Source organism: Legionella septentrionalis (assembly GCF_003989745.1).
In the GTDB taxonomy this organism is placed as follows: Bacteria; Pseudomonadota; Gammaproteobacteria; order Legionellales; family Legionellaceae; genus Legionella_A; species Legionella_A septentrionalis.
The window spans coordinates 159,787-176,221 of the sequence record NZ_RZGS01000001.1 but is presented as its reverse complement, the minus strand read 5'-3'; the positions used below and the strand labels follow the sequence as shown (position 1 = coordinate 176,221).

Sequence of the window (16,435 nt, the reverse complement as noted above, 5' to 3'; positions counted from 1 at the left end):
TCCTAACGATCATCGCAAACGGTATACTGACCATGGCGATAAGGGTTTGAACGTGAACGAAATTCATATTCGCGACAACGCTTGCCATACGAGTCCGTATACCGTCTTTCAAAACGAAATTCAAAATCGCTAAAGTTCATATCTTGCTGCCGTTCCCGCTGTTGTTCTGCCTTTTCCTCTGCCTCCAGCTTGTTTAAAAATTTACTGAGCTTACTGCCATAGGCTGTTGATAAACAAAATAAGGTCAGAAAAAGAATAATAAATTTTTTCATAAAGATAAAATAAGCAACAATAATAGCAACATTAAAGCATAAAAGCTTTAAATTTAACAATAAGTTCAGTAAAAATAAAAAACGATGGGGCAAACCTTGCTAAAAAACAAGTTTTGCTCAACAATTTTAATATAAGGCAACGCCGATTATCAGGTTTAGCATGAAATTAAAATTTCTCGGCTCAGGCTCGGCTTTTGTACCCATAACTGAAAATTTCCAGTCCAATATGATCTTGGAAAGCGATTCAGGCAAACGATTGCTGATCGATTGCGGCACGGACATCCGCCATTCGCTGCACAGTTATGATCTCACTCACCAGGATATCGATGCCGTATACATCAGCCATTTTCATGCCGATCATGTAGGCGGCTTGGAATGGCTTGCCTTCACCTGCAAGTTTTCTGTGCCTGCCAAAAAACCAAAATTGTTTATTCATCCTTCCATGGTAGAAACCTTATGGAATCATGTGCTATCCGGTGGCTTGCGTTCAATTGCAGACGAAAATGTCAGCATCCATACTTATTTTGACTTGCAGAATTTACAAAACGAAACGACGTTCACATGGGAAAAAATCAATTTTAAATTGGTTAAAACCAAGCACGTGTATGATAACGGCAATCTGGTGCCAAGTTTTGGCTTGTTTTTTACCAACGGCAAAAAAAATGTATTCATCACTACGGATACGCAATTCGATCCTGAAGCTTACATGGAATATTTTAATAAAGCTGACGTGATATTTCATGATTGTGATTTGAGCAATCCGGGCAGCGAAGTGCATGCAAATTATGCCAAACTGCTTACTTTGCCCCCGGCAATAAAAGCCAAAATGTGGCTTTACCATTATCCGGCACTTCCCTTACCCGCTGCACAAGCCCAGGGATTTAAGGGGTTTGTAAGAAAAGGGGAGGTATTTGAATTTTAATATTAAGTCTCTGCAGTTCCATCACACTTGCTGCGCTTACTCAAACCTTATTTAGCTTTCTCATGCGGAATACAGCGTGTGCGCGCTATAGTCGTTTTATTAATATAAGTCCAGGTGCTTTCCATGCTGCCATCACGTTTCACGTGGCTCATGGCAATCCCTGTTTCATCCAATTTTTTAGGATTAATAAAACCTGAAGACAAAAAATGCGTATTGGCATCGTAAATACCAGTTCCGGTATAAGCATTACCATTATCACATATCGCCATTGAAGCATAAGTTTCGCCTGTCTTTTTAATGGTTAGCGTACACTTAAATACATTGCCGGTGCCGATTTCGTTTCCTTCACAATCATATTGCCCACCAAGTTTATAATCTGTATACGCAAATACGGCAGAAGTTAACAATAACGTGACTAAAAAAACTGCTTTTTTCATTTTAAATTCCTAATGAGGTGCTGTGGTTCAGCTTCATCGATGGCGCAAATGCGCGGCACCCAAGGCATTGAGCAATTGTTAGAATGATACAGCGCTACCTGATGTAAATTGCACATTAACACCACCATCCTTGCCGGCAATCTTACGGAATTGGCTCCTTGCTAAAAATCAAAAAGCTTTGTGTATAAAAATTGATTCTTGAGCCACAATATTCATGTCTATCCTTTCCGTTAATAATGCAGGCATCCATTTGTGCCTGCATGGGTATGCATTAGACTGCTATAGGTGCTTTAATAGCCGGATGACATTGATAATTAACAAATTCAAAATCTTCAAATACGTAATCAAATAATGAGGCGGGTTTGCGCTTGATATGCAATTGCGGCAAGGGAAATGGCTTGCGCTCAAGCTGGGTGCGCGCTTGTTCCAGATGATTTAAATATAAATGACAATCGCCCCCAGTCCAAATAAATTCGCCGGGTTGTAAATTACACTGTTGCGCAATCATGCAGGTTAACAAGGAATAAGAAGCGATATTAAATGGTACGCCTAAAAACACATCTGCCGAACGCTGATATAACTGGCAAGACAAGCGATTATTTGCCACGTAAAATTGAAACAGGGCATGGCAAGGCGCCAAAGCCATTTTATCCAATTCACCCACATTCCAAGCACTTACCAACAAACGCCTGGAATCGGGGCTAGCTTTAATCTGGTTTAATATTTCCGCTAATTGGTCGATGCTCTGCCCATCTGCGGTAGCCCAACTGCGCCACTGCTTCCCATATACTGGCCCTAAATCGCCATTCTTATCCGCCCACTCATCCCAAATAGTCACGCCATGCTCTTTAAGATAAGCAATATTGGTATCACCGCGCAAAAACCATAACAATTCATGAACAATGCTGCGCGTGTGCAATTTCTTGGTCGTTACCAGCGGAAAGCCCCGGGATAAATCAAAGCGCATCTGGTAGGCAAATACCGACAGCGTGCCGGTACCCGTGCGGTCAGTTTTTTCTATACCATGTTTTAAGATATGCTCAATGAGTTGAAGGTATGTTTTCATTGCGTTTTACCCACCAAAGTACCAGGCCGATGAGAAGCATCGGGATAGACAGCAATTGTCCCATGGTAAGCCAATTAAATGCCACATACCCAAGTTGCATGTCGGGCTCGCGGAAAAATTCTACGATTAAGCGTGACAAGGAATATCCAATTAAAAAAATAGCAGAAACACAACCGGCTGGACGCGGTTTGGCTGCATACCACCATACTAAAATAAATAAGACAATACCCTCAAGCCCTAATTCATAAAGTTGTGAAGGATGGCGGGTTTGCCCATCCACATGCGGAAATATCATCCCCCAGGATGTAGAAGTAGGTTTGCCCCATAATTCACCATTGATAAAATTGCCCAGCCGCCCAAATGCCAAGCCTAAAGGCACCAAGGGTGCAATAAAATCCGTCACGGCCAAAAAAGGTTTTTTCACTTTATAGGAAAAGAGATATAAAGCGAGCGCGACGCCTAATAAGCCACCATGAAAAGACATGCCGCCTTCCCAGATTTTAAATAAAACCCATGGCTGCTGCAGGAATTGTGCTGTGCTATAAAATAGCATATATCCCAAACGCCCGCCCAGGATAACACCTAACGCAGCGAAGAAAATTAAATCCCCGATTTGCTCGGATGTCCAGTTAAGCTGGTAACGCTTCACCCGCCAATGTGCCAGCAACCAAGCGCTGATAAAACCCAGTAAATACATCAAGCCGTACCAATGGACTCGCAGAGGGCCTAACGAGAAGGCCACCGGATCAATATGAGGAAAAACCAGTATGCGCATGGTTATAAAACCCTTATTAAAATTATAATCTTACGTTTTAAAGCATGAATTTTAAAGACCAAAAAACCATTATGATTTACCGGGACGGATTAAACCACCTAATCCTTCATCGGTAAGCGCTTTTTGCAAATACAAACGGATTTCATCGGAATGCTCAAATTCCAAAACATCGGCAAGAATTTTGCGGGCATGGGTTATCGAAAAACTGCGGATAACCCACTTTATGCGCGGCAAGCTGAACGAATTCATGCTCAACGTATCAAAACCCATAGCCAATAGCAAAATGACCGCCAGGGGATCACTTGCCATTTCACCGCAAATACTCACTTCTACACCTGCGGCATGCCCGCCTTCAACCACTTTGAGCAGGGTACGCAGCAAGGCCGGGTGCAAGGGATCGTAAAGTGCTGCAACACGGGCATTGTTGCGATCGACTGCTAAAAGATATTGGGTTAAGTCATTGGTGCCGACGGAGAGGAAATTTACCCGCCTTGCCAATTCGCGCGCTTGGTAAACTGCAGCCGGAACTTCAATCATCACCCCTATTTGCGGTTTTTCAATGGCGCACCCTTCTTCCAGCAATTCACTGTAAGCTTGCTCGATCAGTGAGACGGCCTCATCCACTTCGTTTAAAGCAGTAACCATAGGCAGCATGATGCGTAAATTATTTAAATGTTCGTTGGCACGCATCATCGCCCTTACCTGCAATAAAAAAACATCCGGATGATCCAGGGTGACGCGGATACCGCGCCAGCCAAGGTAAGGATTGTCTTCTTCAACCGGGAAATAAGAAAGCACCTTATCGCCACCTATGTCCAAGGTGCGCATGGTAACCGGATGCGGGGCAAATGCTTTGAGAATTTGGCGGTAAATGATGTATTGTTCATCTTCCGAAGGAAAACAATCGCGGCTCATGAAAGGTACTTCTGAACGATAAAGTCCAACGCCTTCTGCGCCAACGCTCATGGATAAACCAGCGTCCATGGCAAGTCCGGTATTGACCTGCAGGGATACGCGGTAATTATCCGTAGTTTCTGCAGGCTTGTCCCGTAAGCTGACTAAACTTTGATTTAATTCATCTTCTTCTTGCGCCAGTTTTTTATATTCGGCAAGCAAGGGTTTTGCCGGGGAGATAAACACATGACCGTAGTAACCATCCACAATGACAGCACGGCGCGATAATTGCTCGACATGAAGGCCACGCACCCCCATTACCGTCGGCACACCCATGGCACGCGCCAAAATGGCGACATGCGAATTGTTCGAACCTTTGGCGGCTACTACCCCGGCCAATTGTCCTTCAGGCACTTCTGCCAAAGCCGCTGCCGTGATTTCTTCACCTACCAAAATAGTGCGGCGCGGATAGACGATTTCCTCCTGTTGCGACGATTGCAGCTCAGCCAGCACACGGCGGCCGAGATCGTGAAAATCACTTGCCCGTTCACGCAAATATTCATCTTTCACGCTTTCAAACTGCAATACGTGTTTTTTTATCACGGCAGCCAGGGCGGCTTGTGCGCTGAGCTTTTCCGCTTTGATGACTTCAACTACCTCAGCGCCTAAGTTATCATCATCAAGCATGCGCAAATACACGTCGAATAAAGCATGCTCATTTTCGGCAACGCTTGTTTTCATGCGCCGGCTTAAGCGATGCATATTGTCGCGCGCGGCCTGCAGTGCCTGATAAAATACAGCGATTTCCTCAGCTGGATCATCCACGATAAGTCGCGGAACCGCATCGATATCGGCAGGAGGGTAGACGACCAAAGCGGTACCGATGCCAACGCCTGGCACACTGCCAATACCAGTTAAAGCAATCTGCGTGACTTCAGGGCGCGCCAACCCTACCGGGTGTGGTTGTGTTAATTGCATGAGTTCACCACTGGCTTCTGCATTGGCAATGACTCCACCCAATTGCGCCGCCAGTGTGATGAGAAATGCTTCTTCCGTGTCATCAAAAAAACGCAGCTCCGCTCTTTGTGCCACCAAAACTCCATACAATTTGCGGTGTTGAATGATGGGAACACCTAGGAATGCCTGGTAATTTTCTTCTCCCAACAGGGGATTTTGATAAAATTCAGGATGCGCCGGCGCATTGTCAATATTGATGGGTTCTTCACGGCGTCCTACCAGGCCAATTAATCCCCGGTCAAGCGTGACGCGCACCCTTTGCTCGGCTTTTTTATTTAAGCCATCAGTAGCAATCAATACATATTCCGCGTATTTATTATCAATGAGGAAAACAGAGACAGCTTCTGCGACGATGGCTTTTTTTACTCGCTGCACCAAAATACCGAGTGCATCCGATAAACGACTGGCTGTGGTTACGTCTTGTACTATGCGTTTTAATATCTTTAACATTTAACGACCATGATTGCCTCGTTTGCGGCGTAGCCCATAAGGATTACGCCGTCTTTTCAAGAAATATTCGAGTTCTTTTAAAGCCTGCATATAGACTTGTTTTTTAAAAAAAATAACTTGTTCCTGAGGCTCGTAGTAATCGATCCAGCGCCAGCTATCAAACTCTGGGGAATCACTTAAATCCAAACGGACTTTTTGTTCGCTGGCTACTAATCGTAACAAATACCATTTCTGCTTCTGGCCAATAACCAAAGGTTCGCTGCCGTGGCGCAAATATTGTTTGGGAAGGCGATATTTAAGCCAGCGCTTGGTAGAACCCAAGACTTCAATATCTTCACGTTCCAAGCCTATTTCTTCGCGCAACTCACGAAACATGGCTTCCAATGCGGTTTCACCGCTGGCCAATCCACCCTGAGGAAATTGCCAGGCATCGTGACCATGTCGTCTTCCCCAAAACACGCGGCCGGATTCATTGACTAGAATAATTCCAACATTTAACCGGTAGCCGGCACGATCAACTATCATGTTTACTGCTTACATTAACCATTAATACGCTGATTTTTTCATAAAATGCAAGACTTTGGCAAATAAACCTATAGCGCCACCTCTTCTAATAAATAGTTTAGTTTGTTTTGCCATTTCTTTGCTAAGATGCAAGCCTACGCAGAGGAACACGCCAGCATTCTGCATGATCATTTTTAGGCAAAGCAAACATGAAAAAAAAGATTTTAATTATCAATACAGGTGGAACCATCAGCAGCATTAAAACCGGCCATGGGTATGCGCCGATGCAAGGTTATGTAAAAAAAGCCTTGGAACGAATCCCCGCTTTCCTGCATAAAGACATGCCGCAATACGTCATTAAAGAATACACGCCGCTGCTTGACTCTTCGAACATGACCGTACGTGAATGGAACCGTATCGCCAAAGACATTGCACAAGAGTATGCCAATTTCGACGGCTTTGTTATTTTCCACGGTACCGACACCATGGCGTATACCGCCTCCGCCTTGTCTTTTATGCTGGAAAACTTGCATAAACCCGTTATTTTGACCGGATCACAAATACCTTTGTCAGAAATCCGCAATGATGCCATCGATAACGTCATTACTTCCTTGTGGTTGTGCGCGCATCAATCGCTTAAAGAAGTTTGCATTTATTTTAATCAAAGCTTGTTACGGGGAAACCGCTCGCAAAAAGTCAGTGCCCAGCGTTTCGCTGCGTTTGACTCCCCAAATTTCCCGCCGCTTGCTTCGATAGGAATTGATATCAAACTTCACGAAGACTTGTTGCTACCAGTACACAATAATCCATTCCGTCTACAAACCATAGAACCGCATTTTATAGCCAATTTCCGCTTATTCCCGGGTTTTGCCACCGAAGTATTAGCTTATATTTTGCAACAACCTTTGCGTGGTTTAATTCTGGAAACCTATGGGGCTGGCAACGCACAAAACAATGATCCGCGCTTTCTGCACTTGTTAAAAGAAGCCTGCGATCGCGGCGTCGTCATTGTAAATTGCACGCAATGCCAACACGGGCATGTTGAAATGAATCAATATGCGACCGGTTTTACTTTAAAGGAAGCCGGATTGATCAGCGGGCATGATATGACGCCGGAAGCTGCCCATTGCAAGCTTTTATATCTTTTGAGCAAAACTTCCGATATTAAGCAAATTAAACGGTTAATGGAGGCTAACCTATGCGGGGAATTAAGCCACTAGCTATGTACGTGCTTGGTGTTGGCTCTTTACTTCCTCTTCATTGTTTTCTTCTATGATGGATGAATTTGTCAAGCCTTGCACCACTTCCCCTTGCTGTTGCAGCGGTGGGATGGTTTCATTTTGTTCAACCGTTTTTTCCACCACCCCGCTCCCTGACTGCTGGGCATTTTTGTCAATGATCTTAGACTGTAGAGGGAGTTTTTCTCTGCGCCTCTCGTTTTCTTGCTTCTTTATCAGTTCAATGTGCTCCAGCGCATTATCCATACACTCGCCAAAGAAACCTATATGTTTGCGCTTCTGGGCACATTTATCTTGATTACCATGTTTTAAATTAGTAATGGCTTGCTGCACAATTTTATTGGTGATTACGTTATAGTTTTCACTTTCCTTGTCCAGAGTCTTCAAATGTTCCTTACAAGAATTAATTTCATTCTTTAAAATTTCTTCTTTTTCTTGCCTTATTTCCAGATTATTTGAAATAGCCGGGTTATTCAGGATTCTTTCCCAAAAACTAGTCTTTTTCAGGCGGACCACGTTTTGGGTATAGTAAGCAGCCCCGCTCAAAAGAAACATGCTCAAAGGGCTCTCTTTATCATAAGCAATATTGAGTAATTCTTCCGTTTCTAATTTTTTATGGATAAGCAGCATTAAATCCAATAAATCGCTTAAGGATTTTTCAGTCTCGCCGGTAGGGTGGGTATGCTTGGAACACAAACTGATGAGTTCTGTCTTGCAATCCGTTACCAGCGTGGATAATTTTTTATAACTTTCCTCATCATCTTTGCCCGCCACAAAATTGGTGATTTGATTGTGGAGCTCTTCTAATTTCTTACGTTTCGCTGCTGACAATTTAAGATCGCGCCCGCCCAAACCAACGGCCGAAAAAAAACCGTTCAGAAAAGACTGATCTTTTGCTTTTGAAGCTGCAATGGCTTCTGCAATTTCATCAATCAATAATTGTTTCATTAAATGAAGAAAAATACTCATAACACTACTCCTTTCCCGGCAATTTTTTTATCATAGCAGCATTTGTTAAGTCTGCAATTCATCAAGGAATTAAACATGAACCTTCATATTGTTGTTTTGGCGGCAGGTCAGGGAAAACGCATGCATTCAAAAACGCCAAAAGTATTGCATGAAATTGGCGGAAAACCGATGTTGCAGCGCGTAGTTGAAACCGCGCTTACCCTTAATCCTGAAAAAATCCATGTGATCATTGGGCATGAGGGTGAACAAATCCAACAAAAATTAAATGCATTACCCATCCATTGGGTGAAACAGGAACAGCAATTAGGAACCGGGCATGCCGTAATGCAGGCATTGCCTTTTATCCCGGCTGCAAGCCAAGTTTTAATTTTATCAGCCGATGTCCCTTTAATCCGTCAATCTACTCTGCAAGCGCTGGTGGCAGGCAATGTCAGGGAGCAAACTTCGTTAAGCCTATTGCTGGCAACCGTACCCGACCCTACCGGCCTTGGGCGCATCATACGCAATGGCGGATACATACAAACCATCGTTGAAGAAAAAGATGCGACCCCCGTGGAGCGCGATATTCAGGAAATTTACAGTGGCATTTGCTGCACGAATGCTTCCCTGTTACAACGCTGGCTGCCGCGATTAAATAATGATAATGCGCAGGGCGAATATTATTTAACGGAAATTATTCAAATGGCAGTAAGCGATGGCGTGCACATTGCTTCACAGGAAACTGCTGATTTTCGCGAAATCTGCGGCGTGAACAATCGCTTGCAGTTACAGCAATTGGAGCGCGTATATCAGTCATGGCTCGCAGAAGATTTAATGTTACAAGGGGTAACGCTGGCTGATGCAGCCCGCATCGATATCCGTGGCGAATTGCATTGTGGCATGGATGTATTTATTGATGTTAACACCGTATTTGCGGGCCGGGTCACCCTGGGCAATAACTGTAAAATTGCCCCCAATTGCCTATTGAATAATGTGACCTTAGGCGATAATTGCGAGATATTGGCCAACAGTATTCTTGAAGATTGCATCATAGGGGATGGTTGCCATATAGGCCCTTTTGCACGCTTAAGGCCAGGAACGCAGCTTGGCGTCCAGTGCAAAATCGGCAACTTCGTTGAAACCAAAAATGCGGTTTTCGCTGCCAACAGCAAAGCCAGCCATTTAAGTTATCTGGGCGATGTCAGCATAGGCAAAAACGTCAACATCGGCGCGGGAACCATCACTTGTAATTATGATGGCGCAAATAAACATCATACCATCATTGAAGATGGCGTTTTTGTGGGCTCGGATACCCAATTGATAGCCCCTGTCACCATAGGTGAAAATGCGACAATCGGCGCTGGCAGCACCATCCGGAAAAATGTTCCGCCGGGGGAGTTAACCCTGACTGAAGCCAAACAAAAAACCGTGTATGGCTGGGCCAGGCCTAAAAAGCGGGAAACTTGAGCATAAGCCGACGAAGAGCGGCTTATGCTCAAACAGTTATTCAATAGTCTTATGCTTATATTCACATAGATCGCGGATAATGCATGCAGGGCAATGCGGCTTTTTGGCAACACAAACGTAGCGCCCGTGCAGCACCAGCCAATGGTGGGCATTTACTAAAAATTCCTTGTCTACGTGTCGCAACAAAGCTTTCTCTACAGCCAGGGGAGTTTTTCCTTTGGCTATGCCAGTACGGTTGGAAACACGGAATACATGCGTATCCACAGGAATTACTGGCTGACCATATAGCGTATTTAAAATGACATTTGCCGTTTTACGCCCTACTCCCGGCAAGGCTTCCAATTCTTCACGCGTTTGCGGAACCTCGCCGTCGTATTTGCTCAATAGCAACTCACATGTTTTTATGATGTTAGCGGCCTTGCTATTATATAAGCCGATGGATTTGACATACTCTTTAAGGCCTTCTTCACCCAAAGCCAATATAGCTTTCGGCGTATTGGCGACTGCGTATAATTTGGCAGTCGCTTTATTTACCCCGGAGTCCGTAGCTTGTGCTGATAAAATAACGGCAATTAATAATTCAAATGGGGTTTTATAGCAAAGCTCGGTAGTAGGATGCGGATTTTCGGCGCGAAACCGCTCAAAGATTTCCCGTCTTTTTTCTTTATTCATGCTGATATCATCCCGCTTGTGCCTTTCTTGCCAAGGCTTGCAGAATGAATTCTTTTTTAGCCTGCAAATCTTGTTCCTTATCGGCAGCCTGCCGGGCGAGGCGTTTTTTGTCGCGGTAAGCTTGCTGTTTTTCATGCTCTTCACGCAACAGGCGAACTTGCCGTGCATGATGGCGCTCACGTGCAATTTCCGGGTTATAGGCAGGTTCCGGCAACGGCAATAGGTCAATGCAGTCCACAGGACAGGGTTCCACACACAAGCCACAGCCCGTGCATTCATGGGATAAAACCGCATGCAGCAGCTTGCCGCTGCCTATGATTGCATCCACAGGGCACGCGTTAATGCATTTCGTGCAACCAATGCACTCATCCTCACGTATCCTCGCCACTGAAGGCTGTCTGGTATTTGCATCCATGTCGGCCATATAGGGAGAAGCATCCACACGCAACAATTGCCCCAAAGCCTGCAATGTATTCACGCCACCCGGCGGGCACCGGTTAATCGAAGCATGTCCGCGTGCCAGGGCTTCAGCATAAGGTAAACAACCGGCATAACTGCATTCGCCGCATTGTGTTTGTGGCAATAAAGCATCGATATCTTTTACATCAACCATCAGCTTGCCTTCCCCGCCTCAAGCATTGCTGCAATTTTATCTTTTTCAACCCGCACCATGAGCGGCACAAAACTATTGATTTTATGGTTTGTTAACGGCTCATCAATACTGTCCCAGGTTAATGGTTCACAATTTAAAAATTGTTCAGCAGAGGCTGCCATCTGCGGCAGCACGGGTTTTAAGTAGGTAATGAGGATGCGGAATAAATTAAGCCCCATCGTACAGACTGCTTGCACATCTGCCAGGCGCTCAGGCTCCTTGGCCAAAACCCATGGCTTTTCAGCATCGATGTATTGGTTAACGCGTCCTGCCAAATCCATGATTAAACGGATGGCTTGTGCATAATCACGATCCACGAATGCTTGAATAACCTGGCGCCGCTCTGCCAAGAGTTCAGCATAAAGCGCAGGTTCGCTTATGCTATCGGCTAATTGATTAGCAAATTTTTTATTGATAAATCCGGCACAACGGCTGGCTATGTTGACGACTTTACCCACCAAGTCTGCATTAACCCGATTGGTAAAATCTTCAAAATTCAAATCCAAATCATCCACCCGCCCATTTAATTTGGCAGCAAAATAATAGCGCAAATATTCGGGGTTTAGGTGGGCAAGATAAGTGCGGGCTTCAATGAAAGTGCCGCGGGATTTTGACATTTTTTGCCCATCCACCGTCAAAAAGCCATGGGTAAATACAGCAGTCGGTAAACGATGCCCGCTGCCTGCCAACAAAGCCGGCCAAAACAAGGCATGGAAATAAACAATGTCTTTACCGACGAAATGATAAAGTTCAGTGCCTGCATCCTTGTCCCAAAACTCTGCAAAAGATACACCGTGCGTATCGCAATATTTTTTAAAACTGGCCATATAGCCGATGGGCGCATCCAGCCAAACATAGAAATATTTATCTTTTGCATCGGGAATGGGGAAACCAAAATAAGGCGCATCGCGCGAAATATCCCATTGTTTCAAGCCGGCTGCAAACCATTCATCCAGTTTGTTTGCCACTTCTTCCTGCAAATGCCCCTGGTGCGTCCATTCTTTAAGCAACGCTTCATAGCGGGGTAAATCAAAAAAATAATGCTCTGATTCTTTCTCGATAGGCTTCGCCCCTGAAATCGCAGAAAGCGGATTTAAAAGATCAATAGGTGCATAAGTTGCGCCACAAGCTTCACAATTATCCCCATATTGATCTGAGGCGCCGCATTTCGGACACGTGCCTTTCACATAACGATCCGGCAAAAACATTTCTTTAACCGGATCGTAAGCCTGGCGAATGACTTTTTTTATGATATCGCCGCGCGCTTGCAACTTGTGATAAATCTCGCTTGCCAGCTCCTGGTTTTCTCTGGAATGAGTAGTATGGTAACAATCGTATGCAATGCTGAACTGAGCAAAATCGCGTTCATGGCTTTGTTTCATTTCCAGAGTTAAGGCTTCCGGCGTCATGCCAAGTTGTTCCGCCTTTAGCATAATGGGGGTTCCGTGTGCATCATCACCGCACACGCTCACGCATTGATGGCCAAGCATCTTGTGCGTCCGTACCCAAATGTCGGTTTGTATGTGCTCAACCAAATGCCCCAAATGCAAATGCCCATTGGCATAAGGCAGCGCACTGGTTACCAGCATTTTACGCCGTGTTGTCATAACTCTCATCCACGCAGTGAAAATGCGGAATTATAACGCATCTATGAAGGGATTGCTGCATATACGTTATAATGCTTGCCATGCCCAGTCCGTATCTAGTTGAGACATATCATGAACAAACCACGTTTAATAATCGGTATTAGCGGTTCTTCAGGAATCATTTACGGGATCCGCATGCTTGAAGTGTTGCGTTCCATGCCTGTTGAAACGCATCTGGTGATCACCAAGGCCGGCCAAATGACACGTGCCTATGAAACCTCACTGAGTGCAAACGAGCTTAAAGCCTTGGCTGACGTCTATCATCCATGCAGCGACATTGCTGCCACAATAGCCAGTGGCTCCTATAAAACCATGGGAATGATCATTGCGCCCTGCTCCATGAAAACCTTAGGAGAAATCGCGCATGGCATTACCGGCAATTTATTGACTCGTGCAGCCGACGTGGTGTTAAAAGAACGCCGCCGGCTGGTCATTCTGCCGCGCGAGGCACCCTTGCATCTTATGCACCTACAAAACATGGCCACCATTACCCAAATGGGCGGCATTATCTTTCCACCCGTGCCTGCTTTTTATCATAAGCCGCAAAGCATTGAAGATTTGGTGAATGACACGGTAGGACGGGTTTTGAATTTATTTGATTTGGAAAATGATTTGGCAAAACCATGGGGAGAATAAAAACGCGGCAAAGCCGCGTTTAAACCGTTATTACTGCGAATTGTTCATATTCATGCTGATATCATGCTTTGGTTGCTGCTCTTGTGATTGCTGCTCTTTGGATACTTGAAACATAGCCACACCTGTTCTCAGTATTGATTGCAACTGTATCGCTTCCTCGACTGGCTGTTTTTCAACTTGCTGCACAAGAGTTTGTGTATCTTCTTTTGGTTCTTGCTGTTGCTGCACTACGACTTTAGGGCTTGGTTGTTTCGCATTTACGTTACTAGATTCTTCTAGGGCAATAACTTCTTCCGTTTGTGTTACCACAAGAGGCACTGGTTTCACCGGACTGGATGGTTCTTCTACAACAGGTTGTTTAACCTCTTCTTCCTCTTCCTCGCTTTCTTCATTTGCCTGAATGTCTAAGAGCGGGGTTGCCTGGTTGTGCAAGCCATTAGCCTTCACGCTGCGGTCTTCTAAGATAATAGAATTACTGGGATGGGAATCCTCGCTTGTGCTTGTGGCACTGGCTCTAGCGGCAATCATTTGGATGCCTTTAACAATCAAAGCCACCGCCCCGATGAAGAGCAAACTGGCTGCCAGAGTAACTGTAGCCGCGGCAACCGCTACAAGTGCTGCGGCAACTGGAACAGCAGCAGCGCCCAAAGCCCCGAATCCAAAAGCAAGAGCCTGAATGGCAGTTGCTAGAGGTCCAAAAGGTGCCAGTCCGGCAATCAAGCCTACTGCTAAAGCCAATAAGCCTGCTGCAAACAACGGCCAATATTTTCTAAAAAACATAATTTGCTCCTGGGGTTAAGAAACTCGTGGATTATATCAACGCCTTGTTAATTTGTGAAACAAGTCTACATAAAAACATAAGAATTCTGTTAAGAATACTTGGCAATGGCGAAGGCAAAGCTAGTCCTCCCCATCACCCGCCCATGCTTTTGCGCCACCGGCAAGCCACAATCTACACCCTATTTCAATCAGACTGCAACAGTTTTCGCGCCACTTAGTACCGAAGCTCCCGGGGGCTGCATTTAACCCATGATGTTTTTCACTTTTGTATACAGAATGAGCTATGCCATGAAGCAAGCCAAGAGTTACTTCCAGGTTGCGGGAAAGGCTTAGGTATTGTTAAAATGCTGCGCAATAAAATTGTTTTGGAAATCCATGAGGCAGAAAATTTTTCCCGTAGTATTAGCTGGCGGCTCCGGTACGCGTCTATGGCCTTTATCAAGAAAAAATTTTCCTAAACAGTTTTTGCGCTTGCAAAGCGATGCTACTTTGCTGCAACAAACCGTGCAACGCGTCATGAAACTGCCGCATACAGAGCTGATCATTATCAGCAACGAAGCCCACTATTTTCTTTGTCAGGAACAATTGGCAGATTTTAGCCCCACTTATCTGCTCGAACCCTGCGCCCGCAATACAGCACCGGCTATCGCTGCAGCCGCGCATTATATCACAGGAAAAGCCGGTGCTGATGCACTCATGCTCATCCTGCCTTCCGATCATTGGCTGGCGGATGACGCTGCCTGGGCCGCCGTCATGCAACAAGGTCTTAAGGTTGCAGAAAATGAAGCATTGGTTACCTTCGGAATAAAACCTAACGCTGCAAAGACAGGATATGGTTATATTGAAGCAGGGAAATCCTTCAGCGATGAAGTATACAAAGTACAAAGTTTTCGTGAAAAGCCCGATGTAAAAACGGCTGAGGAATTCATAGCCCATGGCCGTTATTACTGGAACAGCGGGATGTTTGCCTGCCGTGCTGACGCATACCTTAATGAGCTGGAAAAATTCGCCCCCGATATTTATGCCGCCAGTAAAAATGCCGTCAAACAAGGGCTTGAGCATCATAATTACTTGCGCTTAAACCTGGATGCCTTTTCACAATGCCGCAGCGAATCCATTGACTATGCAGTTATGGAAAAGACCAGCAATGCGATGCTCATCCCTACTGACATCCCCTGGAGCGATTTGGGCTGCTGGTCTGCTGTGGCCGAAGCCACTCCTGCCGATGCTAACGGCAATACCCTTTATGGCAAAGTGATTGCACAAGACAGCCGTGACTGCCTCATCAGCAGTGAAGACACGTTAGTGACTACTTTGGGCATCCGCGATCAAATCATTGTAGCAACTTCCGATGCAGTGCTGGTAGCCGACAAACGCTATTCCCAACAAGTTAAGGATTTAGTCCATGCTCTGGCCAAGGAGCATGAACAACTAGCCGATGAACATGTCCGGGTTTTTCGTCCCTGGGGTTATTATGAAATATTGGCGCAGGGGGAAACATTCAAAGTCAAACGCTTGATGATTAAACCGGGAGCGAAATTATCCCTACAAATGCACCAGCATCGCGCTGAACATTGGGTAGTGGTGAGCGGCAAGGCAGAAGTGGTGAATGATGAACGCATTCTCAATCTTTCGGTCAATCAATCGACTTACATCCCGAAAAAAACACGGCATCGGCTGAGCAACCCAGATATTGAACCTCTTTATGTTATTGAAGTGCAAAGCGGCGATTACCTCGGGGAAGATGACATCATACGTTTTGATGATGTGTATCAACGCGAAACCATAAAAACATAGTGAATCCCTTCCCTATAATGCAGCAAAAGTGCGCCTAATAATTAACAAATTATGTTTGCGTGCCATACCTTAGGCAACAAGTCAACCCATCTATCAAGTCAATAATTTTACACTAAAATTAGTTTATCGGTTGAAATTATAATTAATATGCAAATATTTTTCCCATTGCTTTGGGGTAGCAATTCATGTATTTTATATATGACAGAAAAAAATACACTTTGTTCTTTTTTGAGAATAACTAACATTAACCAATTAACGGGCA

The 16,435-nt window shown here is 45.0% G+C and carries 16 protein-coding genes; 5 read left to right on the top strand and 11 right to left on the bottom strand.

The features are described from left to right. Positions 1-2: 2 nt before the first annotated feature. Entirely contained in the window at positions 3-272 is a 270-nt protein-coding gene (locus ELY11_RS00810) for a hypothetical protein (RefSeq protein WP_126953280.1), read from the bottom strand. A gap of 160 nt (positions 273-432) precedes the next feature. Here ELY11_RS00810 and ELY11_RS00805 point away from each other — a divergent pair, with 160 nt between their 5' ends. Further along, entirely contained in the window at positions 433-1,194 is a 762-nt protein-coding gene (locus ELY11_RS00805; RefSeq protein WP_127032319.1) for an MBL fold metallo-hydrolase, read from the top strand. Positions 1,195-1,241: 47 nt separating this feature from the next. Here ELY11_RS00805 and ELY11_RS00800 read toward each other — a convergent pair whose 3' ends face one another. The 5 genes from ELY11_RS00800 to ELY11_RS00780 all read right to left on the bottom strand — a co-directional run bounded on the left by ELY11_RS00800 (position 1,242) and on the right by ELY11_RS00780 (position 6,358). Beyond that, positions 1,242-1,631: a hypothetical protein gene (locus tag ELY11_RS00800; RefSeq protein WP_127032318.1), complete on the bottom strand. Its 390-nt coding sequence runs from the start codon at positions 1,629-1,631 to the stop codon at positions 1,242-1,244. A gap of 271 nt (positions 1,632-1,902) precedes the next feature. Next, positions 1,903-2,697, bottom strand: a complete 795-nt coding sequence (gene thyA, locus ELY11_RS00795; RefSeq protein ID WP_126953277.1) for a thymidylate synthase — start codon at positions 2,695-2,697, stop codon at positions 1,903-1,905. Continuing rightward, positions 2,672-3,466 carry a prolipoprotein diacylglyceryl transferase gene (lgt, locus tag ELY11_RS00790; RefSeq protein WP_127032339.1) on the bottom strand — a complete coding sequence of 265 codons (795 nt, stop codon included), beginning with the start codon at positions 3,464-3,466 and terminating at the stop codon, positions 2,672-2,674. The genes thyA and lgt overlap by 26 nt, the downstream gene beginning before the upstream one ends. Positions 3,467-3,541: 75 nt before the next feature. After that, complete coding sequence (gene ptsP / locus ELY11_RS00785; RefSeq protein WP_127032317.1) at positions 3,542-5,833, bottom strand: phosphoenolpyruvate--protein phosphotransferase; 2,292 nt, start codon at positions 5,831-5,833, stop codon at positions 3,542-3,544. Continuing rightward, complete coding sequence (locus tag ELY11_RS00780; protein ID WP_126953275.1) at positions 5,834-6,358, bottom strand: RNA pyrophosphohydrolase; 525 nt, start codon at positions 6,356-6,358, stop codon at positions 5,834-5,836. Between the two features lie 188 nt (positions 6,359-6,546). Between ELY11_RS00780 and ansA the strand changes: the two genes are divergently transcribed. Continuing rightward, positions 6,547-7,557, top strand: coding sequence for an asparaginase (gene ansA, locus ELY11_RS00775; RefSeq protein ID WP_126953274.1), 1,011 nt, complete (start codon positions 6,547-6,549; stop codon positions 7,555-7,557). On the opposite strand, the gene ELY11_RS00770 is transcribed toward ansA, so the two are convergent. Beyond that, entirely contained in the window at positions 7,558-8,544 is a 987-nt protein-coding gene (locus ELY11_RS00770; protein WP_127032316.1) for a hypothetical protein, read from the bottom strand. It lies immediately after the preceding gene. A 75-nt stretch (positions 8,545-8,619) separates the two neighbouring features. Here ELY11_RS00770 and glmU point away from each other — a divergent pair, with 75 nt between their 5' ends. Then, positions 8,620-9,990 (top strand): bifunctional UDP-N-acetylglucosamine diphosphorylase/glucosamine-1-phosphate N-acetyltransferase GlmU, encoded by a 1,371-nt coding sequence (gene glmU / locus ELY11_RS00765; RefSeq protein WP_127032315.1) that lies wholly within the window; start codon positions 8,620-8,622, stop codon positions 9,988-9,990. Between the two features lie 36 nt (positions 9,991-10,026). Here the strand turns inward: glmU and nth are convergent, their stop codons facing one another. From nth to metG, 3 genes are read right to left on the bottom strand one after another with little or no spacing between them, the layout of a single operon-like run. Beyond that, complete coding sequence (gene nth / locus ELY11_RS00760) at positions 10,027-10,662, bottom strand: endonuclease III (protein WP_126953271.1); 636 nt, start codon at positions 10,660-10,662, stop codon at positions 10,027-10,029. 7 nt (positions 10,663-10,669) lie between these two features. Then, complete coding sequence (locus tag ELY11_RS00755) at positions 10,670-11,275, bottom strand: RnfABCDGE type electron transport complex subunit B (RefSeq protein ID WP_126953270.1); 606 nt, start codon at positions 11,273-11,275, stop codon at positions 10,670-10,672. Beyond that, positions 11,275-12,921: a methionine--tRNA ligase gene (gene metG, locus ELY11_RS00750; protein ID WP_127032314.1), complete on the bottom strand. Its 1,647-nt coding sequence runs from the start codon at positions 12,919-12,921 to the stop codon at positions 11,275-11,277. The genes ELY11_RS00755 and metG overlap by 1 nt, the downstream gene beginning before the upstream one ends. A 108-nt stretch (positions 12,922-13,029) precedes the next feature. Here metG and ELY11_RS00745 point away from each other — a divergent pair, with 108 nt between their 5' ends. Next, on the top strand, positions 13,030-13,596 hold the full coding sequence (locus tag ELY11_RS00745) for a UbiX family flavin prenyltransferase (RefSeq protein ID WP_126953339.1): 567 nt from the start codon (positions 13,030-13,032) through the stop codon (positions 13,594-13,596). 30 nt (positions 13,597-13,626) lie between these two features. Here the strand turns inward: ELY11_RS00745 and ELY11_RS00740 are convergent, their stop codons facing one another. Then, entirely contained in the window at positions 13,627-14,376 is a 750-nt protein-coding gene (locus ELY11_RS00740; RefSeq protein WP_127032313.1) for a hypothetical protein, read from the bottom strand. Between the two features lie 375 nt (positions 14,377-14,751). On the opposite strand from ELY11_RS00740, the gene ELY11_RS00735 reads away from it, so the two are divergent. Continuing rightward, the gene (locus ELY11_RS00735) at positions 14,752-16,173 is read left to right on the top strand and encodes a mannose-1-phosphate guanylyltransferase/mannose-6-phosphate isomerase (RefSeq protein ID WP_127032312.1); all 1,422 of its coding nucleotides are present in this window, start codon (positions 14,752-14,754) and stop codon (positions 16,171-16,173) included. Positions 16,174-16,435 lie beyond the last annotated feature (262 nt).

Coding starts and splice junctions, on each gene's coding strand:
- metG (WP_127032314.1), bottom strand. CDS start 12,921: ATGACAACACGGCGTAAAATGCTGGTAACCAGTGCGCTGCCTTATGCC.
- nth (WP_126953271.1), bottom strand. CDS start 10,662: ATGAATAAAGAAAAAAGACGGGAAATCTTTGAGCGGTTTCGCGCCGAA.
- ELY11_RS00810 (WP_126953280.1), bottom strand. CDS start 272: ATGAAAAAATTTATTATTCTTTTTCTGACCTTATTTTGTTTATCAACA.
- ptsP (WP_127032317.1), bottom strand. CDS start 5,833: ATGTTAAAGATATTAAAACGCATAGTACAAGACGTAACCACAGCCAGT.
- ansA (WP_126953274.1), top strand. CDS start 6,547: ATGAAAAAAAAGATTTTAATTATCAATACAGGTGGAACCATCAGCAGC.
- ELY11_RS00800 (WP_127032318.1), bottom strand. CDS start 1,631: ATGAAAAAAGCAGTTTTTTTAGTCACGTTATTGTTAACTTCTGCCGTA.
- ELY11_RS00755 (WP_126953270.1), bottom strand. CDS start 11,275: ATGGTTGATGTAAAAGATATCGATGCTTTATTGCCACAAACACAATGC.
- thyA (WP_126953277.1), bottom strand. CDS start 2,697: ATGAAAACATACCTTCAACTCATTGAGCATATCTTAAAACATGGTATA.
- ELY11_RS00740 (WP_127032313.1), bottom strand. CDS start 14,376: ATGTTTTTTAGAAAATATTGGCCGTTGTTTGCAGCAGGCTTATTGGCT.
- ELY11_RS00780 (WP_126953275.1), bottom strand. CDS start 6,358: ATGATAGTTGATCGTGCCGGCTACCGGTTAAATGTTGGAATTATTCTA.
- ELY11_RS00805 (WP_127032319.1), top strand. CDS start 433: ATGAAATTAAAATTTCTCGGCTCAGGCTCGGCTTTTGTACCCATAACT.
- ELY11_RS00735 (WP_127032312.1), top strand. CDS start 14,752: ATGAGGCAGAAAATTTTTCCCGTAGTATTAGCTGGCGGCTCCGGTACG.
- glmU (WP_127032315.1), top strand. CDS start 8,620: ATGAACCTTCATATTGTTGTTTTGGCGGCAGGTCAGGGAAAACGCATG.
- ELY11_RS00770 (WP_127032316.1), bottom strand. CDS start 8,544: ATGAGTATTTTTCTTCATTTAATGAAACAATTATTGATTGATGAAATT.